Annotated in this window: 19 protein-coding genes; 6 read left to right on the top strand and 13 right to left on the bottom strand. The window is 73.0% G+C overall.

Translation table 11 applies throughout. The annotated features are described in order from the left end of the window. Window positions 1-401: 401 nt before the first annotated feature. Window positions 402-1,022, bottom strand: coding sequence for a hypothetical protein (locus tag AB0M28_RS33105; RefSeq protein ID WP_365413185.1), 621 nt, complete (start codon window positions 1,020-1,022; stop codon window positions 402-404). 98 nt (window positions 1,023-1,120) lie between these two features. Beyond that, on the bottom strand, window positions 1,121-2,587 hold the full coding sequence (ahcY, locus tag AB0M28_RS33110) for an adenosylhomocysteinase (protein WP_365413187.1): 1,467 nt from the start codon (window positions 2,585-2,587) through the stop codon (window positions 1,121-1,123). 351 nt (window positions 2,588-2,938) lie between these two features. Between ahcY and AB0M28_RS33115 the strand changes: the two genes are divergently transcribed. Further along, window positions 2,939-3,598 (top strand): PTS sugar transporter subunit IIA, encoded by a 660-nt coding sequence (locus AB0M28_RS33115; RefSeq protein ID WP_365413189.1) that lies wholly within the window; start codon window positions 2,939-2,941, stop codon window positions 3,596-3,598. A gap of 67 nt (window positions 3,599-3,665) precedes the next feature. Here the strand turns inward: AB0M28_RS33115 and AB0M28_RS33120 are convergent, their stop codons facing one another. The 6 genes from AB0M28_RS33120 to AB0M28_RS33145 form a co-directional block, all read right to left on the bottom strand. Then, complete coding sequence (locus tag AB0M28_RS33120) at window positions 3,666-4,589, bottom strand: cation diffusion facilitator family transporter (RefSeq protein ID WP_365413191.1); 924 nt, start codon at window positions 4,587-4,589, stop codon at window positions 3,666-3,668. A 115-nt stretch (window positions 4,590-4,704) separates the two neighbouring features. Further along, the gene (manA, locus tag AB0M28_RS33125; RefSeq protein WP_365413192.1) at window positions 4,705-5,889 is read right to left on the bottom strand and encodes a mannose-6-phosphate isomerase, class I; all 1,185 of its coding nucleotides are present in this window, start codon (window positions 5,887-5,889) and stop codon (window positions 4,705-4,707) included. 79 nt (window positions 5,890-5,968) lie between these two features. Next, window positions 5,969-7,093 (bottom strand): SIS domain-containing protein, encoded by a 1,125-nt coding sequence (locus AB0M28_RS33130; protein WP_365413194.1) that lies wholly within the window; start codon window positions 7,091-7,093, stop codon window positions 5,969-5,971. Between the two features lie 16 nt (window positions 7,094-7,109). Further along, window positions 7,110-7,280: a Trm112 family protein gene (locus tag AB0M28_RS33135; protein ID WP_365413196.1), complete on the bottom strand. Its 171-nt coding sequence runs from the start codon at window positions 7,278-7,280 to the stop codon at window positions 7,110-7,112. A gap of 402 nt (window positions 7,281-7,682) precedes the next feature. Further along, entirely contained in the window at window positions 7,683-9,056 is a 1,374-nt protein-coding gene (locus AB0M28_RS33140; protein WP_365413198.1) for a phosphomannomutase/phosphoglucomutase, read from the bottom strand. Window positions 9,057-9,432: 376 nt separating this feature from the next. After that, a complete protein-coding gene (locus tag AB0M28_RS33145) occupies window positions 9,433-9,861 on the bottom strand; it encodes a DUF3499 domain-containing protein (protein WP_365413217.1) in 429 nt (142 codons plus the stop codon). A 280-nt stretch (window positions 9,862-10,141) separates the two neighbouring features. Here AB0M28_RS33145 and AB0M28_RS33150 point away from each other — a divergent pair, with 280 nt between their 5' ends. Next, window positions 10,142-10,606 (top strand): metallopeptidase family protein, encoded by a 465-nt coding sequence (locus AB0M28_RS33150; protein ID WP_365413200.1) that lies wholly within the window; start codon window positions 10,142-10,144, stop codon window positions 10,604-10,606. A gap of 26 nt (window positions 10,607-10,632) precedes the next feature. Here the strand turns inward: AB0M28_RS33150 and AB0M28_RS33155 are convergent, their stop codons facing one another. The 3 genes from AB0M28_RS33155 to AB0M28_RS33165 all read right to left on the bottom strand — a co-directional run bounded on the left by AB0M28_RS33155 (window position 10,633) and on the right by AB0M28_RS33165 (window position 16,667). Further along, window positions 10,633-12,129, bottom strand: coding sequence for a DUF5719 family protein (locus AB0M28_RS33155; protein ID WP_365413202.1), 1,497 nt, complete (start codon window positions 12,127-12,129; stop codon window positions 10,633-10,635). Then, window positions 12,126-15,707, bottom strand: coding sequence for a glycosyltransferase family 2 protein (locus AB0M28_RS33160; RefSeq protein ID WP_365413204.1), 3,582 nt, complete (start codon window positions 15,705-15,707; stop codon window positions 12,126-12,128). The genes AB0M28_RS33155 and AB0M28_RS33160 overlap by 4 nt, the downstream gene beginning before the upstream one ends. A 696-nt stretch (window positions 15,708-16,403) precedes the next feature. Continuing rightward, window positions 16,404-16,667, bottom strand: coding sequence for a WhiB family transcriptional regulator (locus tag AB0M28_RS33165; RefSeq protein WP_153456857.1), 264 nt, complete (start codon window positions 16,665-16,667; stop codon window positions 16,404-16,406). Window positions 16,668-17,339: 672 nt separating this feature from the next. Here AB0M28_RS33165 and AB0M28_RS33170 point away from each other — a divergent pair. From AB0M28_RS33170 to AB0M28_RS33180, 3 genes are read left to right on the top strand one after another with little or no spacing between them, the layout of a single operon-like run. Continuing rightward, on the top strand, window positions 17,340-17,849 hold the full coding sequence (locus AB0M28_RS33170; protein WP_365413206.1) for a cysteine dioxygenase family protein: 510 nt from the start codon (window positions 17,340-17,342) through the stop codon (window positions 17,847-17,849). Between the two features lie 25 nt (window positions 17,850-17,874). Then, window positions 17,875-18,837 (top strand): 2-phospho-L-lactate transferase, encoded by a 963-nt coding sequence (gene cofD, locus AB0M28_RS33175; RefSeq protein ID WP_365413208.1) that lies wholly within the window; start codon window positions 17,875-17,877, stop codon window positions 18,835-18,837. Further along, complete coding sequence (locus AB0M28_RS33180; protein ID WP_365413210.1) at window positions 18,834-20,144, top strand: coenzyme F420-0:L-glutamate ligase; 1,311 nt, start codon at window positions 18,834-18,836, stop codon at window positions 20,142-20,144. Before cofD ends, AB0M28_RS33180 begins: the two co-directional genes overlap by 4 nt. 28 nt (window positions 20,145-20,172) lie before the next feature. On the opposite strand, the gene AB0M28_RS33185 is transcribed toward AB0M28_RS33180, so the two are convergent. Both AB0M28_RS33185 and AB0M28_RS33190 read right to left on the bottom strand, forming a co-directional pair. Next, window positions 20,173-21,771 (bottom strand): ABC-F family ATP-binding cassette domain-containing protein, encoded by a 1,599-nt coding sequence (locus tag AB0M28_RS33185; RefSeq protein WP_365413212.1) that lies wholly within the window; start codon window positions 21,769-21,771, stop codon window positions 20,173-20,175. A 176-nt stretch (window positions 21,772-21,947) separates the two neighbouring features. Next, a complete protein-coding gene (locus AB0M28_RS33190; RefSeq protein WP_365413214.1) occupies window positions 21,948-23,180 on the bottom strand; it encodes an LCP family protein in 1,233 nt (410 codons plus the stop codon). A gap of 128 nt (window positions 23,181-23,308) precedes the next feature. Between AB0M28_RS33190 and AB0M28_RS33195 the strand changes: the two genes are divergently transcribed. Continuing rightward, window positions 23,309-23,839 carry an acyl-CoA thioesterase gene (locus tag AB0M28_RS33195; RefSeq protein ID WP_365413216.1) on the top strand — a complete coding sequence of 177 codons (531 nt, stop codon included), beginning with the start codon at window positions 23,309-23,311 and terminating at the stop codon, window positions 23,837-23,839. The last annotated feature ends 256 nt before the right edge of the window (window positions 23,840-24,095 follow it).

Below are 24,095 nucleotides of genomic sequence, written 5' to 3' on the forward strand. Positions count from 1 at the left end.
TTTGGCACGCTGTTGAGTTCTCAAGGAACGGACGCTTCCTTCGTACTCACCCTCTCGGGCTTTCCTCCGGGCGCTTCCCTTCGGTGTTTCCGACTATATCAGATCCTTTTCAGTCTCTGTCCCGGCCGGCGGGCTCGCTGCATTCCGTTCCCTTGCGGGTTCTTCCTGCGGCTTTCCGAACTCTACCAGACCTTTTCGGCGAGTTTTTCCTCGCTTTGGGCGGTGAATTCGGGGCGGCTCATCCGAAAAGCATTTCGGACTGAGCGAGTTAGACCTTAACTGGCCGCCTTCAAACTTTCAAGTTCCAGGCAACTGTTCGAATCTACCTCCCCCGCGTCTCCCTGTCAAGGGTTCCGCCGGGGCGAAGTGGACAGTAGCAGGTTTGCCGGGCCCGATGCCAATCAGACCTGCGTGTCGAACTCGTTGGGTGGCGACTCCAGATCCTCGAGCTCGATGCCGGGCGCCGCCAGGACCACGTCGCCGGCGAGGTGGACCTCGGCCTGCTCCCCGGTTTCCATGTCCGCGACCTGGTACGTCCGCACGCGGAGCGGGCCGCTGTCCGTGTCGTGCAGGCGTGTTTCCGCCAGGGTCCACGACTGGTCCAGCGTGCGTGCCGCCAGGACCGGTGGTGTCAGGGCGACCAGGCGGACGCGGCGGGTCTCGCCCTCGGCCAGGTTCAGGAGACGGGCCGTGGCGACGAGGAACGCCGGGGACTGGCCGGTGAAGGACGGGGCGGGGGCGTTGCCCTCGCGGGCGTCGAGGCCGGCCGCGTCGGTCCGTACCCAGGTGACGCCGTCCATGGCCGCGCCGCGGACCTGCCAGCCGCCCGCGTGCAGTTCCAGGCGGACCGGGCGGCCGAGGTGGTCGAGGGTCAGGTCCACCGAGCCCGCGGGGTCGCCGGCCGGGGTCGTGAGCTGGGAGACGTAGCGCCAGCCTGTCGGGCCGGGGGCGCACTGGAAGTGCTCGGCGCCGAGGGGGGTGTCGTCGTACGGGTCGTGGAGCGAGTAGCGGCCGCGGGGCATGTTCCGAACCCTAACGACGACGCCGCCCGGCCCCTCGGGAGGGACCGGGCGGCGGTCGGGTGACCGTGTGACTACCGGGTCAGTGCGGGGCTGCCCGCTCAGTAGCGGTAGTGCTCCGCCTTGTACGGACCCTCGACCGGGACGCCGATGTAGGCGGCCTGCTCGGGGCGCAGCTCGGTGAGCTGTACGCCGAGGGCGTCGAGGTGGAGGCGGGCGACCTTCTCGTCCAGGTGCTTCGGGAGCACGTACACGCCGACCGGGTAGGCCTCGGTCTTCGTGAAGAGCTCGATCTGGGCGATGGTCTGGTTGGCGAAGCTGTTGGACATCACGAAGGACGGGTGGCCCGTCGCGTTGCCCAGGTTCAGCAGGCGTCCCTCGGAGAGGACGATGATCTTCTTGCCGTCCGCGAAGGTCCAGGTGTGGACCTGCGGCTTGACCTCGTCCTTGACGATGCCGGGGACCTTGGCCAGGCCGGCCATGTCGATCTCGTTGTCGAAGTGGCCGATGTTGCCGACGATCGCCTGGTGCTTCATCCGCTCCATGTCGGCGGCCAGGATGATGTCCTTGTTGCCGGTGGTGGTGACGAAGATGTCGGCGGTCTCGACGACGTCCTCCAGGCGCGCGACCTGGTAGCCGTCCATCGCGGCCTGCAGCGCGCAGATCGGGTCGATCTCGGTGACGATGACCCGGGCGCCCTGGCCGCGCAGGGACTCCGCGCAGCCCTTGCCGACGTCGCCGTAGCCGCAGACCACGGCCACCTTGCCGCCGATCAGGGTGTCGGTGGCGCGGTTGATGCCGTCGATCAGGGAGTGGCGGCAGCCGTACTTGTTGTCGAACTTCGACTTGGTGACGGAGTCGTTGACGTTGATCGCCGGGAAGAGGAGCGTGCCGGCCTGGTGCATCTCGTACAGACGGTGCACGCCGGTGGTGGTCTCCTCGGTGACGCCGCGGATCTCGGACGCCAGCTGGGTCCACTTCTGCGGGCTCTCGGCGAGGGTGCGGTTGAGCAGTTCGAGGATGACGCGGTGCTCGTCGTTCTCCGCGGTCTCGACGGCGGGGGCGGCGCCGGCCTTCTCGTACTCGACGCCCTGGTGGACGAGGAGGGTGGCGTCGCCGCCGTCGTCCAGGATCATGTTCGGGCCGCCGGTGGGGGTGTTCGGCCAGGTCAGGGCCTGCTCCGTGCACCACCAGTACTCCTCCAGCGTCTCGCCCTTCCAGGCGAAGACCGGGACGCCCTGGGGGTTGTCGACGGTGCCGTTCGGGCCGACGACGATCGCGGCGGCGGCGTGGTCCTGGGTGGAGAAGATGTTGCAGGACGCCCAGCGGACCTCGGCGCCGAGGGCGACGAGGGTCTCGATCAGGACTGCGGTCTGCACGGTCATGTGCAGGGAGCCCGTGACGCGGGCGCCGGCGAGCGGCTGGGTCGCGGCGTACTCCTCGCGGATCGCCATCAGGCCGGGCATCTCGTGCTCGGCCAGCTCGATCTCCTTGCGGCCGAAGGCCGCGAGCGAGAGGTCGGCCACCTTGTAGTCGAGGCCGGTGGTCGTGGTGGAAGTCGTCGGCATGGCTGCCATTCCAGCTCTCCAAGCATGGGTCGGAAGGGTCGCTGAGCCGCACCCGCGACGCCGAAGGCGTCCGGGCATGGGGACATGGCTGTCCCCTGCCTGCGGCTCAGTCCGTCGGAGGCCCTCTCTCCCTCGCGCGGGCCGCCCTGGGCCCGCCCGACCGCCATCAGCAGCGACGTCTGGCTCCCTGAAATCTACCGCAGAGGGGCGTACGGGCGAGTGGGGCCGGGCCAGATCCGCGGATGCGGTTGGCGTGAAGCGCGCCGAAAATGGCGGAAAGGCGCGCTTCGTACGCAGTGGGCGGAGCTACCGCCACGCCACGGGCGGCGCGGCCTTTCTCGGAGAGACTCAGTGACCAGTCCCGAATCTCCTGACGCAGGCGCCTCCGGTGACCGCACCGGTGGGAAGACGGACGGCGGTTCGCCGCCGACGGTCAAGCTCGTCGTGTCCACGACCGACGAGAGCGGCCGGACGGTCGCCAGCAGCGTGCGGAAGCTGGGCGGTCGGGGTGGTGGCGGCCGGGGCACGGGCGGCCTCGACAGGGGCGCCCCCGGCTCCGCCCTGTCCGGCCGGCTCACCGCCGGGACCATCGAGCGTGATCTGCGCGCCGGCGACCGCGACTCCGCGATCCGCGCCATCGTCGGCATGCTGGCCCGTACAGGCAAGGTCGCCGACCCGGACGCCCTCGTGGCGGCGGTGCTGGCGCGGGAGGCGGAGGGCACCACCGGGCTGGGCGGGGAGAGCGCCCTGCCGCACGCCAGGACGGACGCTGTCACGGAGCCCGTCGCCGGCTTCGCCCGCTCGGCGGCAGGTGTGGACTGGGGCTCGGCGGACGGCACCCCGGCCAGGCTGATCTTCCTGGTCGGCGTGCCGGAGGCGGCGGCCGGTGACGAGCATCTGCGGCTCCTCGCCGCGCTGTCCGGGAGGCTGGCGGACCCGGACTTCAGGTCGCGGCTGCTGCGGGCGCCGACGGACGGCGAGGTCCTGCGGGTGCTGGCCGAGATCGAATGAGGCCGTACGGGACGGGGCCGGGGTTCCGTGTGGCGGAACGCCGACCCCGTCCCGTACGGACGAAGGATCAGTTCGGCGACGGGTACCGCAGCAGGTCGGGCTCGAGGTAGATGACCCGGGCCACCGGTACGGCCTCGCGGACCCGGGCCTCCGCCTCGTCGATCGCGCGGGCGACGGCGGCCATGGTGTCCTCGCCGCCCAGCGCGATCTTGGCGGCGACCAGCAGCTCGTCGGGGCCGAGGTACAGCGTCTTCATGTGGATGACCTCGTCGACGTCCTCGCCGGCCTCCAGCGCGGCGTGGATCTTCTCGACGTCCGCGTCGGCGGCGCCCTCACCCAGCAGCAGGGACTTCGTCTCCAGCGCCAGCACGGCGGCGATGAGCAGCAGCAGCGCGCCGATGCACAGGGTGCCGATACCGTCCCAGACGCCGTTGCCGGTGAGGATCGCGATGCCGACGCCGAACAGGGCGAGGACCAGACCGATCAGCGCGCCGAGGTCCTCCAGCAGGATCACCGGCAGCTCGGGGGCCTTGGCGCGGCGGATGAACTCCCACCAGCCCTGGCTGCCGCGGACCTCGTTCGTCTCCTTGATCGCCGTACGGAAGGAGAACGACTCCGCGATGATCGCGAAGACGAGCACGCCCACCGGCCAGTACCAGTGCTCGATCTCGTGCGGGTCCTCGATCTTGTGATAGCCCTCGTAGACCGCGAAGAGGCCACCGACGGAGAACAGCACGATGGAGACCAGGAAGGCGTAGACGTACCGTTCGCGTCCGTAGCCGAAGGGGTGCTCCTTGGTCGCCGCCCGCTGGGCGCGCTTGCCGCCGAGGAGCAGCAGGCCCTGGTTGCCGGAGTCGGCGAGCGAGTGCACGGCCTCCGCCAGCATCGACGACGAACCACTGAAGGCCCACGCCACGAACTTCGCCGCCGCGATCGAGAGATTGGCGACCAACGCCGCCACGATCGCCTTCGTACCGCCTCCTGCAGCCATCTGTGCCTGCCCTGTCCCTTCGTGGTCCCCATGGGGCGCGGTGTGCGCCCCATCACGGCGGGGCCATTGTGTCAGTTGGTGCGGACAGGGGGGCGGCGACCCGGCCCGTGCGGTGTCAGGTGCGGACCGTCGCCCGGAACAGCGTGCCCGAACCGCTCGCGTGGACCGTCCGCTCCTCGGCCCCCACGAACGCCGACTCGCCGCGGTGCAGCGAGAGATGGCTGCCGTCGGCGACGGTGATCTCGGCGCTGCCGTCGGTGCACAGCAGGACCTGCGGGCCGTTCACCTCGATCGTCCGGGCGCTGTCGTCCAGGTCGTAGCGGTAGAGGCGGAAGTCGTCGATCGGGGTCTCGTACGCGCCGACTGCGTCCGCCCGCAGCACGTCCGGCTCGCCGGGCTCGAAGCGCACGACGCGCAGCAGCTCGGGGACGTCGACGTGCTTGGGGGTCAGGCCGCAGCGCAGCACGTTGTCGGAGTTGGCGAGGATCTCCACGCCGACGCCGTCGAGGTAGGCGTGCGGGACACCGGCGCCGAGGTACACGGCCTCGCCGGGCTGCAGGCGCAGGACGTTCAGCAGCATGGCGGCGATGACACCGGGGTCGCCCGGGTAGTGGTGGGCGAGCGCCGCGTAGGTGGCGTAGTCGCGGGCGAACGGGGAGGAGGAGGTGGCGAGTTTCTCCGCCGCCCGCACCGCCTCGTCGACGGTGGCGGCGATTGCCTCGCGCGGGGCGCTGAGGACGGCCGTCAGCACCTCGCGAAGGGCGTCGCCCTCCGGCTTGGCGCGGAGCGCGTCGACGTACGGCAGCAGACCGTCGACCCCGAGGCCCTCCAGCAGCTCGGCCGCCTGTGCCGGCGTACGGAAGCCGCACAGGCCCTCGAACAGGGTGAGGGCGCAGATCAGTTCGGGCTTGTGGTTGGCGTCCTTGTAGTTGCGGTGCGGTGCGTCGATCGGGACGCCCGTCTCCTCCTCGGCGCGGTAGCCCGACTCCGCCTGTACGAGGTCGGGGTGGACCTGCAGCGACAGCGGGGCGGCGGCGGCCAGCACCTTGAGCAGGAACGGCAGCCGGGGGCCGAACCGGGCCACGGCCGCGGCGCCCAGCTCGGCGTCCGGGTCGGCACCGATGACGTCCGCCAGCGAGACGAGACCGGCGCCGCGGTCGATACGGGAAGGGGCGCCGGGATGGGCGCCCATCCACAGCTCGGCCTGGGGCTCACCCGTCGGCTCGGTTCCGAGCAGCTCGGGGATGGCGGTCTCGGAACCCCAGGCGTAGGGGCGGACGGTGTTCGTCAGTCGGTCCATGGCTCCGTCTGTTCGGGTCTTGTCGGTCGGGATCGTGCGACCCGGGTCTGTCAGCGGTCGGATCGTGCGACCCGGTCTGTCAGCGGTCGGACGATGCCAGAGCGAGGTAAACGGCCGTGAAATCCGCGAGGGCGATCAGTTCGGCGGCGATCTGCAGCGGGGTGCCCTCGGCGGGCTCCAGTTCGCTGATCGGGGTGCCCCGGCCGTGCGCCAGGGCGCGGGCGGCGGGCGCCGGGGAGGCGCCGGCGGGCTCACCGTCGTGCATCAGGACCACGCGGGGCAGCAGCGGCTCGGGTTCCTCGACGCGGTCGCGGAAGAAGTCCTCGGGGTCCTCCGCCTGCTGGCCGGCCAGCAGCGGGCCGTGGGCCTGCAGGGCGTGCGGCAGCGGCGCGGCGAGGGCCGGCCGCCCGGCGACGGCGGCCAGCGTGGCGGCGAGATGCCGGCCGGTGGCGGTGGACAGCGGGCCGGTGGACCACAGCAGCGGCAGCGAGTCCGACAGCTCCGCGGCGAGGGTCTTCGCCGGGTTGGTGTACGTCTCGATGGCCGGGCCGCAGCGCTCCGCCACGGAGTCCAGGCGGTCGGCGAGCTCGTCGAGGGCCTTCGCCGGGGCGGAGAGCAGGCCCAGCCGGTCCGTGAGCGCCAGCAGGGGGGTGAGCAGCGCCCACAGAGTGCCGGGGGCCTCCGGTTCGCTGCCGGGCTCCTCCACGGCCGGCAGCGGGATCATCGGCAGCGTCATGCCGTGCGTGGTGCCGACGGTCTCCGTCACGGGGCTGTCGCGGGGGGCCACGGCGACCACGGACATGCCGCGCCGGTACGCCTGCTCCACCAGCGCCTCCAGGCCCGGCTCGCGGCCCCAGCCGGTCGCCACGACCAGCAGGTCCAGCGGGCCGGCCCAGCCGGGCAGCGCCCAGCGCAGGGTGGCCGGGTCGGCGTCCGCGCCCGTGGGGCTGACCGGCCTGATCTGGACGCTGCCGCTCAGCAGGGCGTCCAGCACGTCGGCCGCGCAGTACGTACTGGGGCCGGGACCGGCGAGCAGCAGGGACCGTGGGCGGCCGTCGGGCCGCAGCGTACCGATGCCCGCCTCCGCGGCCGCCCGTGCCGCGTTGCGCACGCGGGCGCCTGATTCGGCCGCCGCCAGCAGCAGGCCGCGGGCGTCCGCCCGGGCCAGTGCGTCGGGGGTGTCGAGGAACGACTCGTCCAGCATCTCCGCTGTCGTTTCGTTACGCCGGGCGGCGGGCCTCGTCGACGAGCAGGACGGGGATGTCGTCCCGGACGGGGTAGGCCAGCCCGCAGGTGTCGCTGGTGCACACCAGCTCCGTTTCACCGTCCGTCAGCGGGGCGTGGCATGCCGGGCAGGCGAGGATCTCGAGGAGGCCGGCGTCTACGGGCATGGCGGTCGCCCTTTCGGGTGGTGGGTTCGGGGCTGCGGCTTCAGCTTAGCGCTGGGCCTGCGGTGTCGCCTGGTGCGGTTCCCTGCGGGGGGCGGTTCGGGGGTCGGTGCGGTTTGCGTCGGCTGACGCGGTTCGGCGCTTCGCGCCTCAGTCCTCAGACGCCAGACGGGCTGGGGGGGTGCTGCGGTGACGCTGGATCGTGCGGTTTGCGCTGGCGCCTGCGGCGCGGTTCGGCGCTTCGCGCCTCAGTCCTCAGACGCCGGACGGGCTGGAGCGGTGCCGCGGTCACGCTGGAAACGCCCGGTTGCGTCGGCGCCTGCGGCGCGGTTCGGCGCTTCGCGCCTCAGTCCTCAGACGCCGGACGGGCTGGGGTGGTGCCGCAGTGACGCTGGAAACGTCCGGTCAGGCTCGGACCAGGGTTAGGACCTCGTCGCGGATCTGCTCCATCGTTCGGCTGTCGCGGGCCTCGACGTTCAGGCGGAGGAGGGGTTCCGTGTTGGAGGCCCGGAGGTTGAACCACCAGTCCGCCGACGTGACCGTGAGGCCGTCGAGGGTGTCCAGGGTGACGTCCTCGCGGGTCTCGTACGCGGCGCGGACCGCCGCCGCGCGGGCCGTCTGGTCGGCGACCGTGGAGTTGATCTCGCCGGACGAGGCGTAGCGGTCGTACGACGCGGTCAGCTGCGACAGCGGGCCGTCCTGGCCGCCGAGCGCGGCGAGCACGTGCAGGGCGGCGAGCATGCCCGTGTCGGCGTTCCAGAAGTCGCGGAAGTAGTAGTGCGCGGAGTGCTCGCCGCCGAAGATCGCGCCGGTGCGGGCCATCTCCTGCTTGATGAAGGAGTGGCCGACGCGGGTACGGACGGGGGTGCCGCCGTTCTCCTTCACGACCTCGGGGACCGACCACGAGGTGATCAGGTTGTGGATGATCGTGCCCTTGCCGCCGTTGCGGGCCAGCTCCCGGGCCGCGACAAGGGCGGTGACCGCGGAGGGGGAGACGGGGTCGCCGTTCTCGTCGACGACGAAGCAGCGGTCGGCGTCGCCGTCGAACGCGAGGCCGAGGTCGGCCTGTTCGGCGCGGACGCGTTCCTGGAGGTCGACGATGTTCTTGGGGTCGAGGGGGTTGGCCTCGTGGTTGGGGAAGGTGCCGTCGAGCTCGAAGTACATCGGTACGACGTCCAGCGGCAGCCCCGCGAGGACGGACGGCACGGTGTGGCCGGCCATTCCGTTGCCCGCGTCCACGACGACCTTCAGCGGGCGGATGGCCGCCAGGTCGACGAGGGAGCGCAGATGGGTGCCGTAGTCGGCGAGGACGTCGCGCTCGGTGACAGTGCCTCGGCCGCGGGTCGCGGCGGGCTCGGGGGCGGTGGCTCCGGGCTCCGTCCACTGCTCGACCAGGGCGCGGATCTCCGCGAGGCCGGAGTCCTGGCCCACGGGGGCGGCGCCGGCGCGGCACAGTTTGATGCCGTTGTACTGCGCCGGGTTGTGGCTGGCGGTGAACATCGCGCCGGGGAGGCCGAGGCTGCCGGAGGCGAAGTAGAGCTCGTCCGTGGAGCACAGGCCGATCAGGGTGGCGTCCGCGCCGCGGGTCGCCGCGCCCGCGGCGAAGGCTGCGGCCAGGGCGGGGGACGAGGGGCGCATGTCGTGGCCGACGACGATCGCCTCCGCGCCGGTGACCTCTACGAACGCGGCGCCGAAGTGGGTCGCGAGTTCCTCGTCGAGCTGCGCGGGGTAGATCCCGCGAACGTCGTATGCCTTCACGATCTGCGCCAGATCGGCCACAGTCCTGCCCTCCCGGTCAGCGTCTCGCTCCGCACAGTACGCGATCCGGGCTTGTGCCCGGCAGTACGGGTGCGTTTGTCCCTGGTCGGCTTTGTGGGCGTCGGGTGCGTGCGTCGCCTTTCGCTGCGGGGGCTCCGCCCCCGGGCCCCCGTCGCGGGCTGCGCCCGCGATCGCGCCTGCGGCGCTCGTCCTCAAACGCCGGACGGGCTGGGATCGGTCCCGGTGAGGTGGGATGCGGCCCCGCCTCGGTGGCGTGGGGTGCGGCTCTCGCCCTCGCTCCCCTCTGGACGGGAGTCCGCGCCCGGCAGGGCGGTGCCACCGCGTCGGCCGGGCGCGACGGGGTTCGGGGGCGGTGTCCCCGGGAGGGGGTGGGGTGTCAGGCGTCGGGGGCGCGGAGGACGCGGAGGTGGGTGCGGCGGGCTACTTCCATGGGGTCCGCTTCGCGGGTGGAGGGGGTGATCTGGTCCTCCGGGGACTGGCGGGGGCGGGCCGCTTCGCGGACCGCGTTGGCCAGGGCTTCGAGGTCGTCGCTGCTGTGGCGGGCCGGGCCGGGGGCGATCGCGAGGCGGACGACCTCCCAGCCGCGGGGGGCGGTGAGGCGCTCCGAGTGCTCCGTGCACAGGTCGTAGCAGTGCGGCTCCGCGTACGTGGCCAGGGGCCCCAGGACCGCGGTGGAGTCCGCGTAGACATACGTCAGCGTCGCCACGGCAGGGCGGCCACAGGCAGTGCGCGAACAGCGGCGGACAGGGCTCACGACGTTGGACGGTACCGCACTACTGAGCGGGCCGCGACGACTCTCCCGCAGCTCACCCGGTTGTGTCGTCACCCGCCTGCCCTCCGGGCGCCCCCCGCGCACGCCGGATGACCTGGCGGTTCGTATCCGGTACTGGCAGAGATGGGCATGAAAGCCGTCACCAATGCGGACAAGTAGCGTCAATTGGGTGGGCGGCGGCGACCCCTGCAGGGCTTCGATCGATAAGCAAAACGCCCCTGGACGGTCATTCCATGACATGTGGATGCTTGCCGCGCACGCGCATGTCAGGGCCCCGGGCGGGCTACGCTCATGGTTGATGGAGCACGCTGCCATGACCCCAGATCCGGGCCCGTCCCCCCGCCCTGGCGGAGGACCCCGGCCCCGCCGGCGCGACCGCCACGGCCGCGGCATGCGCGGACCCGTCGCGCCCCCGCAGGTACCGCTCTCCGTGAGCCGTGCCGACGCGTTCATCGACCTGGTGAACGACTCCGCCCAGCGGCTGGAGCGGCGCTGGCCCCAGCTGTCCTCCGTGGAGTTCGGCGTGCTGGACGTGCCGGGGGACCCGGAGCTGCCGATCAGCCTGGACGACGAGGGCGGGGTGCCGCTGGGCACGCTGCTGTCGGGCAGCCGCAACGGGCTGCCCGACCGGATCGTCGTCTACCGCCGGCCCGTCGAGATCCGGGCGAAGAACCGCGACGAACGCGCGCAGCTCGTACACGAGATCATCGTGGAGCAGGTGGCCGAACTGCTCGGCCTGGCGCCCGAGTCCGTGGACCCGCACTACGGGCAGGAGTGAGCCCGGCCGCCGTGCCCGGCCGGTGCTCAGTCGCCCAGGAGTGAGATGTCCTGGCGGGTCTTCGGCACGGCCACCGTGCCGTGGTCGTCCGGCAGCGTCTGGACGGTGAACATCGGCACCCCGTCCTTCTTCTGCTCCAGCATCCGCGCCGCGTACAGGTCGCCGCCCGACAGCTTCTCCACGGTCAGCGCGTAGCGGCCGGTGCCGAGCTTGCCGTCGGGGACCGGCAGGTCGGTGGGCGTGAGGGTCGTACCGGCCTTCACCGTGTACGTCTTCTCCGTGCGCGTACCGCCCTTGCTGCCGTCGGTGGCGGTGACCTTGACCTTCACCTCGGCGTCCGGGGCCGTCAGCGCCAGCGTCGTACCGCCGGCCTTGCCGGACACCGCCCAGCTGCCGGCCGCCGTGGCCCGCTCGGCGATCGCCTCGGTGGCCGGGATGAACGCCGTCTCCTGGTTCGCGCCCTTGCCCCGGGTGACCCGCAGGGCGGCGACGACGGGGGCGGTGGAGCCCTCGGCGGGGCGCAGGATCAGGGAGCCGCCCTCGCCGGCCGTCAGGCCGGTGAAGTCGACGGACGCCGTCATCCCGCTCTTCACGGTCAGCGTCTCGTTCCCGGCGGGCGTGATCTGGCCGGTGGGGCCGGAGTACTTGATGCCCAGCTCCGCGTCCTGGTCGCCGGGGGCGAAGGCCACGAGCCGTACCGAGGTGGCGTCCTTGGGGATGCCGGGGAGCACCACCTGGGCCGCGGGGTCCGCGGCGGGCTGCAGCCAGTCGCCGCCGAGCTTGTCGTCGGTGGCGCGCACGGCGGCGCCGACGCGGCCGGAGCGGACGGTGACCTTGAGCGTCACGAGCTCCAGCGGCTCGTCGGTGAGCGTGGAGAGCAGCACCGAGCTGGAGCCGTGGCCGGGGACCTGCTGCTCGCCGTCCGCGTCGCTGATCAGCCCCTCCGGCCCGTACAGCTCCAGGTCGACCACGGCGCCGGCGTCGTCGGGGTTCGTCAGATAGACGTGGTCCTGCCGGTCCTCGGCCAGGCTCACCGCGGGGAACCAGAACTCGGTGTCCGGCGCCGTGCACCGGGCGCCGAGCAGGCCGCGGCCGGCTCCCGCGTCGATCTCGGTGGTCTGCTGGACGGCGAAGCCGGGCGCCATGCCCTTCTCGGCGTCGCCGATCACGGCGGGCGCGTTCGCCTTGTCGGTCTCGACGTAGACGGGTTTGCCGGCCTCCTTGAGCGTGGCGAGGGGCTTGGCCGCGGGCTCGGTCTGCCCGGCCTTCAGCGCCGCGCTCAGCTTCGCCGCGCCGTCGCCGGTGCCCTCGCCGCCGGGGGTGACGGCGGTGTACGTCGTCTCGCTGAGGTCCGACAGGCCGGCTCCCGGGCACAGCAGCGTGGACCGCTCGACGGGCAGCCGGGCCGGGGCGCCGGCGGACGCCGCCGGGGCGGCGTCCCCGGGGACGGTCAGGGAGGCGACACCTGTGACCGCGACGAGGGCCGTGGCGGCGGCGATCAGGGAGAGGGTGGTGCGGGTCACTGCGGGTCGCTCCCGTCGCGGTGCTGCTGCTGCCGTTCACCGAAGGCCTGGAAGGCGTCGGCCGCCGGGGCGGTGGTCTCGGGCTGCTGCTGGTAGTAGCCGCCGGCCGGGTCGTACGACGGCTGGGCGCTGTTGTACGGGTCGTAGCCGCCCTGCTGGTCGGCGTAGGCCTGCGGCTGCGTGGCGTACGCGGCCGTGTCCCAGTCGCCGTAACCGCCCTGCTGCGGCACCGCCGCGTACGGGTCGGCGACGGCCGCCTGCAGATACGGCTCCGGCTCCGGCTGGGGCTGCGGCTCCTCGGCCGGCTGGCCGGTCTGGGCCGCCTCGGCGGCGGCGCGCAGCCGGCGGGCCCGGCGGCCCTCGCCCTCGACGGGCTGGGGCGGGATGTCCGCGGGGAGCTCGCTCTCGGGCAGGTCGTCGTCGACCTGGCGGCGCCGTCCGGGCAGGGCAAGCACCACCACGACGAGCAGCATGGCGGCCTGCGTCCACACCCACACCGTGTGACCGGTGGCCGTGGTGTGGCGGACGGTCAGTCTGCCGCCCTCGACGGGCAGTTCGAAGCCCTGCGCCCAGCCGTCCACCTTGGTCGGTGCCAGGGTCCGGCCGTCGAGTGTGGCCGTCCAGCCGGAGTCGTAGGCGTCGGCGAGCCGCAGTACGCGGTCCGCGGAGCCGGACTCGATGTCCGTGGTGACGTCGACCGGGCCGGCCGGGACCAGGACCGGCTCGGCGGACTTGTCGTCGACGATGGTGACGCGGGCGACCGGGCGGTCGACGCGCCAGAGCGCGCCGCCCTTCTGCTCGCTGAGGTGCGTCAGACCGGGCGTGGAGTCCAGCACCCGGCCCATCTGGCGGGCGGCGGGCTCGTCGTTGCGTACGAGGACGTAGCGCACCGCGAAGCCGCCGAGCCCGGAGGTCTGGTCGGCGCCGGAACCGGCGACCAGCCCGGCGACCACCTCGCCGAGCCCGGCGCTGACGGGCCCGTTCCCGGCGAGCTCCGCGTCGCCCAGCTCGGCGCCCGCACCGCGGACCAGCGTGTACGTGACCTCGCTCGGCGTACCGCCGAGGAGCAGCGTGCGCGGCTGGTCCTGCGTACCGGACTCCTCGGCGACGAACGCGGGGACCTGCACCGGGTCGCGCAGCTCCAGCGGGCCGTCGGCGCCGCGCCACATCCAGCCGCCTGCCAGCACGAGCGGGCCGATGCCGCAGGCGGCGGCGATCAGTACGGCGACGGGCTGGCGCCAGCCGAAGCTCTGCTCCGCGACGCGGTGCCGCGCGCCGTCGGCGCCGAGCACGGCGGCGGACAGCATCGCCAGTCCGTAGACGAGGGTGGCGGGGCCGGCCCAGTCCTCGGCCGACAGGGCGGCGAAGAGGAAACCGGCGATCGCGACCGCCCAGGCGGCGCGGATCGGCAGCGAGCGGTCACCGCGCAGCAGCGCGGCGAGCGCGGCGAGAACGATCCCGGCCAGCAGGAAGCCGGCGGCGGCGTTGCGCCCGCCGGGGCTGAAGAAGAGCAGGTCGAGAGCGGAGACGTCCGGGGTCCCGAAGTCCATGCCCGCCTCGGCCAGGAAACGCGACGGCGAGGCGATCAGGTCCAGCGACCACGGTGCCAGCACCACCAGCGGCGTGAGCAGCGCGGCCAGCTGCCGCAGCCCGCAGGCCAGCAGCAGCCCGCGGCCGGTCGCGGCGCGGAACGCCAGCAGCGCGGCGCCGACGACCAGGGCGATCGGCCAGATGACCGGGGTGAAGGCGGTGGTGACGGTGAGCATCAGGGCGTACGCCCAGGCCGAACGCCAGCCGGGGCGGCCGGTCAGCCCGCTCGCCGCGACGGCGGCGCGCGCCATCAGCGGGAGGAAGATCGCCAGCACGCAGGTGCCGATCCGGCCGGAGGCCAGGGCGCCCGTGGCGGCCGGGAGGAAGGCGTACACCACGCTGCCCCAGGCGCGCAGCAGCCGGGACGGCACCAGCGGGCGGGAGGCGAAGTACGCGGTGAAACCGGCCAGCGGGACCGAGCAGACCAGCAGCAGGGTGAGCGCCGTGCTCGTGGAGCCGAAGGCGAGGGTCGACACTCCGGCGACGATCGCGAGATACGGCGGCGCGCTCTGCGTACCGCCGATGCCGAGGGGGTGCCAGCTGTCGAGGTATCTCGCCCACAGCTCGCTCAGGTCGGCGGGGGCGGGCAGCATCGCGCCGCCCATCAGGGAGCCGCCGCCGAGCAGTTGGCGGCAGGCGATCAGCGAGAACAGCAGCAGGACGGCGAAGAGCACCGGGCCCGGCCTGCGGGCGATCGACTTCAGCCGGGCGAACTGCTCGATCTCCAGGAAGTCCGCGTCGTCCCCGCCGGGGCCCGACTCCACCGCGCCATGCCGGCCGCCGCCGGAGCGCTCCGGCTCGGCGCGGCCCGCGAAGTTGCTGATGACCTGCTCGAACGTCATACGGACGGTGGCGCCGCGGCCCGGGAACAGGGGCTTCAGCTCCGCCGGGTCGACGGCGCCGCGGCCGCGTCTGCGGCGGGCGGCCAGCACCCGGAACGGGTTGAACAGCACCTGCGTCAGGCCCCGGATCTCGTCCAGCGCCTGGCCGGGCACCTTGCCGACGAGGTAGGCGAGCGTACGCAGCAGGGTGCCGAGCACCAGGCGGAACGCGATCCACGGCAGGGCGGCGCCGCGGGCGTTGACCAGCAGTGTGTAGGCGGCGCCCGCCTTGTCGACCCGGTGGGGGCTGGCGACGCCGCGGCCCACGCAGTCGATGCTGCGGCGCTCGCGGGCGGCTGCCTCGGCGTGCCGCACCACGGCGTCGGTGGCGACCAGCACGCGGTGTCCGGCCTTGTGGACGCGCCAGCACAGGTCGACGTCGTCGCGCATCAGCGGGAGCTTCGGGTCGAAGCCGCCGAGCTGGTCGAAGACGTCGCGGCGGATCAGCATGCCGGCGGTCGAGACGGACAGTACGTCGCGGGTGCCGTCGTGCTGTCCCTGGTCCTGCTCGCGGCGGTCCACGCCGGTCCAGCGGCGGCCGCTCGCGGCGATGGAGACGCCGGTCTCCAGCAGCTGGCGCCTGTCGTACCAGCCGCGCAGCTTCGGGCCGATGACGGCGGCGTCGGGGTTGGCGTCGGCGACGCGCAGCAGCGCGGCCAGGGCGCCCGGGTCGGGCGCGGAGTCGTCGTGCAACAGCCACAGCCACTGGACCGGCTCGCCGTGCGGGAGGTCCGGCATGTCGTACGCGTCGTCCCGCCACTGGCGGCTCACCGGGTCCCAGCCGCTGGGGCGGCGCAGGTACGGCAGGTCGTCGGGGGTCAGCACGCCTGCCGTGCGGGCGGCTTCGGCGACGGCTGTGCCGAAGCCGGTGCGGCGGGCGAGGTGGGTCACCCGGTCCTGGCCGAGGGTCTCGGTCATCAGGCGGGCGGAGTCGTCCGCGCTGCCGGTGTCGGCTGCGATGACGCTCTGGACGGGGCGTTCCTGGCCTACCAGGCCCTCCAGCACCTTGGGCAGCCAGCGGGCACCGTCGTGGGCGACGAGCACGGCGGTGACCACGTGGGCGGGCAGCTCAGGGGCGGCTGTTTCTTGGGCGGCGTAGCTGGACATCGGGCCCCACACTAACGGCCTCCGGCCTTGGTGCGTGCGGCGCTTCGGGTTGCCTGTGGATAACTCGGGTCCGGTATGCGCTATTCGTCGCCTCCGGCGGGGGTGGCTGCCGCCGGGGGGGTGCCTCGCTGGGGGCGCCCTTTCCCGGGGGCGGGGTGGCTGCGCCGCGGTGCCTCTGCCTGGTCCGGGGGCGGGGCCGCTGCGCGGGTCGGCCCGCTGGGGTCGCCCCGGGCGGCCCGGGTGCGGGGCCGCTGCGCCCGCCCGTGCCGCCCCCTGGCGGCCCAGCCGCCCGCAGCGGTGCGGACCTCGCCGCTTGCAGGGTGCCCCCGCCTGCGGCAGCGGTGCGGCCGTGTGCCGGGTGCCGTGCGGCGTGCGCCGTGCGCCGTGCGCCGTGCGCCGTGCGCAAGGGTGCGGCCTGGTCGTCGGTTTCGGCTGCGCCGCGGGGCGGGCCGCTGAGGTCACCCCGGGCGGCCCGGGTGCGGGGCCGCTGCGCCCGCCCGTGCCGCCCCCTGGGCGGCCCAGCCGCCCGCAGCGGTGCGGACCTCGCCGCTCACAAGGCGATGCACCCCCGGCGGTGCGGTCCTCGTCGCTTGTGGGGTTCCTGGGCCCTCTGGCCGCGGGGCGCCCTCGGCGCTTGCAGGGTGTCCCCGGTGGGGGCGGGCGTGTGGCGCGGTCTGCGGGGGTGGCGGTTCGGGGTTAGAGCGCGGCCTTCTTGAGGCGGCGGCGTTCGCGTTCTGAGAGGCCGCCCCAGATGCCGAAGCGCTCGTCGTTGGCCAGGGCGTACTCGAGGCACTCGGAGCGGACCTCGCACGCGAGGCAGACCTTCTTCGCCTCGCGGGTGGAGCCGCCCTTCTCCGGGAAGAAGGACTCGGGGTCGGTCTGGGCGCACAGCGCCCGCTCCTGCCAGCCGAGCTCCTCGTCCGCTTCTTCGACCAGCACCTGCTCGAACAGCTCGGTCATGTGCGCGCCCCTCGTCGGTCTTTGCTTCCCCGTGATGTCGCCGTTACCGAAGCCCGAACGACACGAGTGAAATTACAAGTGCGGCACTCGGGGAGGGTCAAGCCGGGATCTGGTATTGGGCCCCTTATTCACCCTGCGGAACCAAGCGCTCGCAGAAAGTGTTCATATCAGCAGAAACCATGACACTTCCATACGGCTCCAGCCGCACAGCCATCCCCACGAAAGGAGGGACGCACGGAGGGTCCGGTCCGTTGCGGACCGCCCGCCGATGCGACCTGGATCACGGTGGGATCACAGAACGGCAACGGCGTTTGGCGCCACGGATGGTGCGGGACCTCTCCGTACATCGGCCTGCCAAAACCTTTCGCCTAGCCCTCTCACCGGATTGGATGAGAGAAAGCAGACAAACGCGACATCCGGTTGACAGGCGCCCCCTCGACCCGCTCTCCTGGACACGATGTCTCGTCTGTGTTGTCGCTGTACGCAGTGCTGTCGTAGCTCCTTCTGAGCTCCAGCACCCCCTCAGCGCGCCCCCGGTCACCGCGATCCGCGAACCGCGATCCAGGCGCCTGAAGCACGACGAAACCCCCGTGACAGCAGGCCGCGCCGCAACTCCGGCGCCGGCGCTCTCGCCTCCTCCCGCCAGCACCAGGTCAAGGAATCCCTCCCCTGATGTACAGGTACTCCCAGCTCACCGACATCCAGATCGGCGGCGACCCGCTCGCCATCCCCCATCTCCTCCCGCCCGCCCCCGAGCATCCGACGACGGTCGCCGAGTTCGCCGGCCTGGCGCGGCGCATCGCGGAGGACCGCGCCGCCTGGGCGCCGCTGGTGGAGTACGACGCGACGACCCGCTGGTACCACCGGCTGGAGACCGGCCCCGGGTACGAGGTGTGGCTGCTGAGCTGGCTGCCGGGGCAGGGCAGCGGGCGGCACGATCACGGGCCCTCGTCCGGCGTGTTCGCCGTACTCGAGGGGGAGCTCGCCGAGCACACGGGCGCGGGCCGGCGCTCCCTCACGCCGGGCGCGCAGCGGGTCTTCGCGCCCGGCTTCGCACACGAGGTCGTCAACGAGGAGCTGACCCCGGCGGTGAGCCTGCACGTGTACTTCCCCGGGCTGACCGAGATGCCGATGCACGGGGAGACGCCGGCGCCGGCACGGGTGCTCGGCTGCAGCGGCTGACACCCGGGCTGCAAGACTGTCCCCCATGCGACGCATTGTGGTTCTGGCCGGGGGCATCGGCGGTGCCCGCTTCCTGCGCGGTCTGAAGAAGGCCGCCCCGGACGCGGAGATCACCGTCATCGGGAACACCGGCGACGACATCCACCTCTTCGGCCTCAAGGTCTGCCCCGACCTCGACACGGTGATGTACACCCTGGGCGGCGGCATCCACGAGGAGCAGGGCTGGGGCCGCGCGGACGAGTCCTTCACGGTGAAGGGGGAGCTGGCCGCGTACGGCGTCGGCCCGGAGTGGTTCGGCCTCGGGGACCGCGACTTCGCGACGCACATCGTACGGACGCAGATGCTCGGGGCCGGCTATCCGCTGAGCGCGGTGACCGAGGCGCTGTGCGACCGCTGGCAGCCCGGGGTGCGGCTGCTGCCGATGAGCGACGACCGGGTCGAGACGCACGTCCTGGTGGAGCTGGAGGACGGCACGCGCAAGGCGGTCCACTTCCAGGAGTACTGGGTCAAGCACCACGCCGCCGTCCCCGCGCACGCCATCATCCCCGTCGGCGCCGAGCAGTCGAAGCCGGCGCCGGGTGTGCTGGAGGCCATCGCGCAGGCGGACGTCATCGTCTTCCCGCCGTCGAACCCCGTCGTCTCCATCGGCACCATCCTCGCCGTCCCCGGCATCCGCGAGGCGATCGCCGAAGCCGGGGTGCCGGTCGTGGGCCTGTCCCCCATCGTGGGCGGCTCGCCGGTGCGGGGAATGGCGGACAAGGTCCTCGCGGCGGTCGGCGTCGAGTCCACCGCCGCCGCCGTGGCGCTGCACTACGGCTCCGGGCTGATCGACGGCTGGCTGGTCGACGAGGCCGACGCCGGCCACGTCGAGGCCGTGGAAGAGGCGGGCATCCGCTGCCTGGCGGTGCCGCTGATGATGACCGACGTCGACGCCGCGGCGGAGATGGCGGCCGCCGCCCTGCGCCTGGCCGGGGAGGTACGGGCGTGAGCGCGCCGTCCACGGAGTACAGCGTCCGCGCGCTGCACGGGATCCCCGAAGTGCGGCCCGGCGACGACCTCGTGAAGCTGATCGCGGCCGCCGGACCGGAGCTCGAGGACGGGGACGTCCTCGTCGTCACCTCGAAGATCGTCAGCAAGGCGGAGGGCCGGATCGTACGGGCCGACGACCGCGAGGCCGCGATCGACGCGGAGGCCGTGCGGCTGGTCGCGCGCCGCGGGCCCACCCGGATCGTCGAGACGCGCCACGGGCTGGTGATGGCGGCGGCCGGTGTCGACGCGTCCAACACCGAACCCGGCACCGTGCTGCTGCTCCCCGAGGACCCCGACGCCTCGGCCCGCGCGCTGCGCGCCGGCCTGCGCGAGGCGCTGGGGGTGGAGGTCGGCGTCGTCGTCACGGACACCTTCGGCCGCCCCTGGCGCAACGGCCTCACCGACGTCGGCATCGGCGCGGCGGGCGTGCGCGTGCTGGACGACCTGCGCGGTACGACGGACGTGCACGGCACTCCGCTGGGCGTCACCGTCGTGGCCACCGCCGACGAACTCGCGGCGGCGGGCGAGCTGGTGAAGGGCAAGGCGGACGGGCTGCCGGTGGCGGTCGTACGCGGGCTGCCCCACGTCGTAACCGAGGAGGACGGCCCGGGGGCGCGGGCGCTGGTGCGCGACGCGTCGCAGGACATGTTCCGCCTCGGCACCTCGGAGGCGATCCGCGAGGCCGTGACGCAGCGGCGCACGGTGCGGGAGTTCACCGGGGAGCCCGTCGACGGGGCGGCCGTACGGCGGGCGGTGGCCGCGGCGGTGACGGCGCCGGCGCCGCACCACACGACGCCGTGGCGGTTCGTCCTGCTGGAGTCGGCGGGGATCCGGGTGCGGCTGCTGGACGCGATGCGCGCGGCGTGGGTACGGGACCTGCGGGAACTGAGCGGTTTCAGCGAGGAGTCGATCGCCAGGCGGGTCCGCCGCGGCGACGTGCTGTACCGGGCGCCCTACCTGGTCGTCCCCTGTCTGGAGACCTCCGGGGCGCACGAGTACCCCGACGCGGGCCGCAACGCCGCCGAGCGCGAGATGTTCGTGGTCGCGATGGGCGCGGGCGTGCAGAACCTGCTCGTCGCGCTGGCGGCCGAGGGCCTCGGCTCGGCGTGGGTGTCGTCGACGATGTTCTGCCGCGAGGTCGTACGGGAGGTCCTGGACCTGCCGGCGGGCTGGGACCCCATGGGCACGGTGGCCGTCGGCCACGCCGCGGCGCCGCCGAAGCAGCGCCCGGCGCGGCAGGCCGGGGCGTTCATCGAGGTGCGGTGAGGGAGCCCGCGGGCTCCCCCACCTCGCCTCACGCCACCGCCACCAGCTCGGCGTACGACGGGTCCCACACGTCCTCGTCGCCCTCCGGCAGCAGGAGCACCCGGTCCGGGGCGAGCGCTCCGACGGCCGCCTCGTCGTGGGTGACCATGACGATCGCGCCCGTGTAGGCCCGTACGGCCGACAGGACCTCCGCCCGCGACGCCGGGTCGAGGTTGTTCGTCGGCTCGTCCAGGAGCAGCACGTTCGCGCCGGAGACGACCAGCGTGGCCAGGGCCAGGCGGGTCTTCTCGCCGCCGGAGAGGACGGCGGCCGGCTTGTCCGCGTCGTCGCCGGAGAAGAGGAAGCGGCCGAGGATGCGGCGCGCCTCCCCCGGCGTCAGCCCAGGGGCGGCCGCCGTCAGGTTCTCCAGCACCGTGCGCGACGGCACCAGGGTGTCGTGCTCCTGCGCGAAGTAGCCCAGGCGCAGCCCGTGGCCGTGGACCACGCGCCCGCCGCTCGGCTCCTCCGCCCCGGCCAGCAGCCGCAGCAGCGTCGTCTTGCCGGCGCCGTTCTCGCCGAGCACCACCAGCCGGCTGCCGCGGTCGACGGCCAGATCGACGCCGGACAGCACGTCGAGCGGTCCGTACGACTTGCGCAGCGCGACCGCCGCCAGTGGCATCCGTCCGCACGGCGCCGGGTCCGGCAGCGCGATCCGCGCCACCTTGTCCGTACGCCGGACGGGCTCCAGCTCCGACAGCATCCGGTCGGCGCGGCGCGCCATGCTGCGGGCCGTGACGGCGGTCGCCGAGCGGGCCTTCATCCGGTCCGCCTGCGCGTGCAGCGCGGACGCCTTGCGCTCGGCGGCGGCGCGCTCGCGGGTACGACGGCGGTCCTCCGTCTCGCGCTGGGCGAGGTAGCGGCGCCAGCCGACGTTGTACACGTCGATGGCGGCCCGCTGGGCGTCCAGCTGGAAGACCCGGTTCGCGACGGACTCCAGCAGCCCGGTGTCGTGGCTGATCAGGACCAGCCCGCCCGGATACGCCGCGAGCCACTCGCGCAGCCAGCCGACGGAGTCCGTGTCGAGGTGGTTCGTCGGCTCGTCGAGGAGCAGCGTGTCGTATCCGGTGAACAGGATCCGGGCCAGCTCCGCCCGCCGCCGCTGGCCGCCGGAGAGCGTGCCGAGCGGCTGGGCGAGCGTGGCGTCGGACAGCCCGAGACCGGCGGCCACCCGCGCCGCCTCGGCCTCGGCCGCGTAGCCGCCGGCTGCGGTGAACTCCGCCTCGGCGCGCGCGTACGCCGCCAGCGCCCGGTCCAGCGCGGGACCGGACGCCTCGGTCATCGCCGACTCCGCGGCGCGCAGGGCCGCCACGGCGCGGTCGAGGCCGCGGGCGGAGAGGATGCGGGCCAGGGCGGTGGCCTCGAGGTCCCCCGTGCGGGGGTCCTGCGGCAGCCAGCCGACCGTGCCGACGCGGGTGACCGTGCCGGCGGCGGGCTCGGCCTCGCCGGCCAGGATCGTGGTCAGGGTGGTCTTGCCGGCGCCGTTGCGGCCGACGAGGCCGATCTTGTCGCCGGGGGCGACGCGGAATCCGATGCCGGAGAGCAGCAGACGGGCTCCAGCGCGCACGTCGACGCCGCTTACGGTGATCATTTTTGGTTACGCTCCGTAGTCACGAAGGGACACAGGTGTGGTGTGGAACCTGGGTCCTTCGCTAGGACATGCGGGGCGTTGACATGCCGGGGACAGTAGCAACGACGGCCGCGGCCCGCAGCTGAATTACCTGCGGGACGCGGCCGGTCGGGCTGTCGATGAGGGCGGCTCGCCCGTCAGTTGGTGGCGGTGACCTTCTCGTCGTTCTTCAGCTGCTCCAGCAGCGGCTTCGCCTTGGCCTCGTTCCACTTCAGGACGGAGCCGACGCCGGGCACGTTGCCGCCCGACACGGTCGGCAGGTTCAGGCGCTTCCCGTCGCCGCCGTTCACGCCCTTCATCGCCCAGAACATCCGCAGCACCGTCCAGGGCGAGGAGTCCTTGTCGACGATCAGGGAGTCGAGGCCGGCGCTCATGGTCGGGTAGAGGGAGAAGGGGTTGAGGACCGTGGAGGGGTTCGCGGCCTCGTTCGCCAGGGCGGCGAGCAGCTTCTGCTGGTTCTTCGTACGGTCCAGATCGCCGCCCGCGAGGGCGTACCGGTTGCGAACGAAGGCCAGGGCCTCGGCGCCGTCCAGGTCGTGGCAGCCCTTGGAGAAGTCCGCGCCGGAGTTCTTGTCCTTGACGGCCTTGTCGAAGCACATCTCCACGCCCCCCAGGGCGTCGACGATGTTCGCGAAGCCGCCGAAGCCGATCTCGGCGTAGTGGTCGATCTTCAGCCCGGTGTTGTACTCGACCGTGCGGACCAGCAGCTGCGCGCCGTCCTGGGAGTACGCGGCGTTGATCTTCGTCTTCTGCGAGCCGTACTGCTTGCCGGACTCGGAGCCCTTGAACGGCGGGATCGTGACGTACCAGTCACGCGGCAGGCTGAGCATGGTGGTGCCGTTGTCGCCGACGTGCAGGATCATCATCGAGTCGGTGCGCTTGCCCTCGTTCGATCCGGTGTGCAGGCGCTTCTGGTCGTCCTTGGTGAGGCCCTCGCGGCTGTCGGAGCCGACGATGAGGTAGTTGGTGCCCTTGCCGCCCTCGGGGCGGTCCTCGACCTTGCTGAGGTCGACCTCCTTGCGGAGCTTGGAGTCGGCCCAGAAGTACGTGCCGATGGAGACGATGAGCATGACGACGATCAGCGTGAGCAGGCCCACGGTGATCCGCTTGCGCCAGTTCGGCCGGGGGCGGCCGTAGCCCTGGTCGCCGTCGTAGCCGTCGCCGCCGCGGCCGCCGTAGACGCGGCCCTGGCTGTAGCCGTCGTCGGCGCCGTAGCCGGCGTTCCCGTCGTCGTAGCCGTCATACCCGCCGCGCGACTGCTGCCGCGGGACGTGCGGCATCGTGCGCGTCGGTTCGGCGTGGCGTCCCTGGCCGCCGTTCCCGCCGCGCGACCTGTTGCCTTCGGACCATCCATCGGGCCAGTCGTTCATGCGGGAAGTCTGCCCTGCCGGGGAGGCCGGTGGACAGCCGGGTACGGAATCGGGTTGGGGCCGTAGCAGATCTGTCGCATTTGCACCCCGGTGTGTCGCTGTCCGGCGTGGCACATACGCTTACGGTCATGAACGATCCCGCTCCGCCGGGGAAGCCGACCGCGGCCTCCCGTACGACGCTCTCGCACATCATGACCGCCGCCGACACGAACCTTCTCGGGACGGTGCACGGTGGTGTGATCATGAAACTGGTCGACGACGCGGCGGGGGCGGTGGCCGGGCGGCACTCCGGGGGGCCGGCCGTGACGGCGTCCATGGACGAGATGGTGTTCCTGGAGCCCGTGCACGTCGGTGATCTGGTGCACGTGAAGGCCCAGTGCAACTGGACGGGGCGGACGTCGATGGAGATCGGCGTCCGGGTGCTCACCGAGCGGTGGAACGAGGCCGCGCCTCCGACGCAGGTCGGGTCGGCGTACCTCGTGTTCACGGCGATCGACGCGGAGGGCAAGCCGCGTACCGTGCCGCCGGTCCTTCCTGAGACGGACCGGGATCGGCGGCGCTTTCAGGAGGCGGAGATCCGGCGTACGCATCGGCTCGCCCGGAGGCGGGCGATCCGGGAGCTTCGGGAGAGGCGGGCGGCGGAGGGCTACGACGACTGATCCGGGGCGGTTCGCGGGCCCCGGGCCCCGTGGCGGATCTCGGTCCCGTACCGCCGCGGGGGCTGCGCCCCCGGCCCCCTCTTGCGGGCTGCGCCCGCTTGTCGCGCCTGGCGGCGCTTGGCCTCAAACGCCGGCCGGGCTGACCGTCGCCTTGCGCCGGCTGACGCGGATCGGCGCTGCGCGCCTCGTCCTCAAACGCCGGACGGGCTGGGGTGGGGCTGCGGTCACGCTCGAAGCATCCGGTGCCGCTGGCGCC

The sequence above is a fragment of the Streptomyces sp. NPDC051940 genome (assembly GCF_040680895.1).
Taxonomy (GTDB): Bacteria; Actinomycetota; Actinomycetes; order Streptomycetales; family Streptomycetaceae; genus Streptomyces.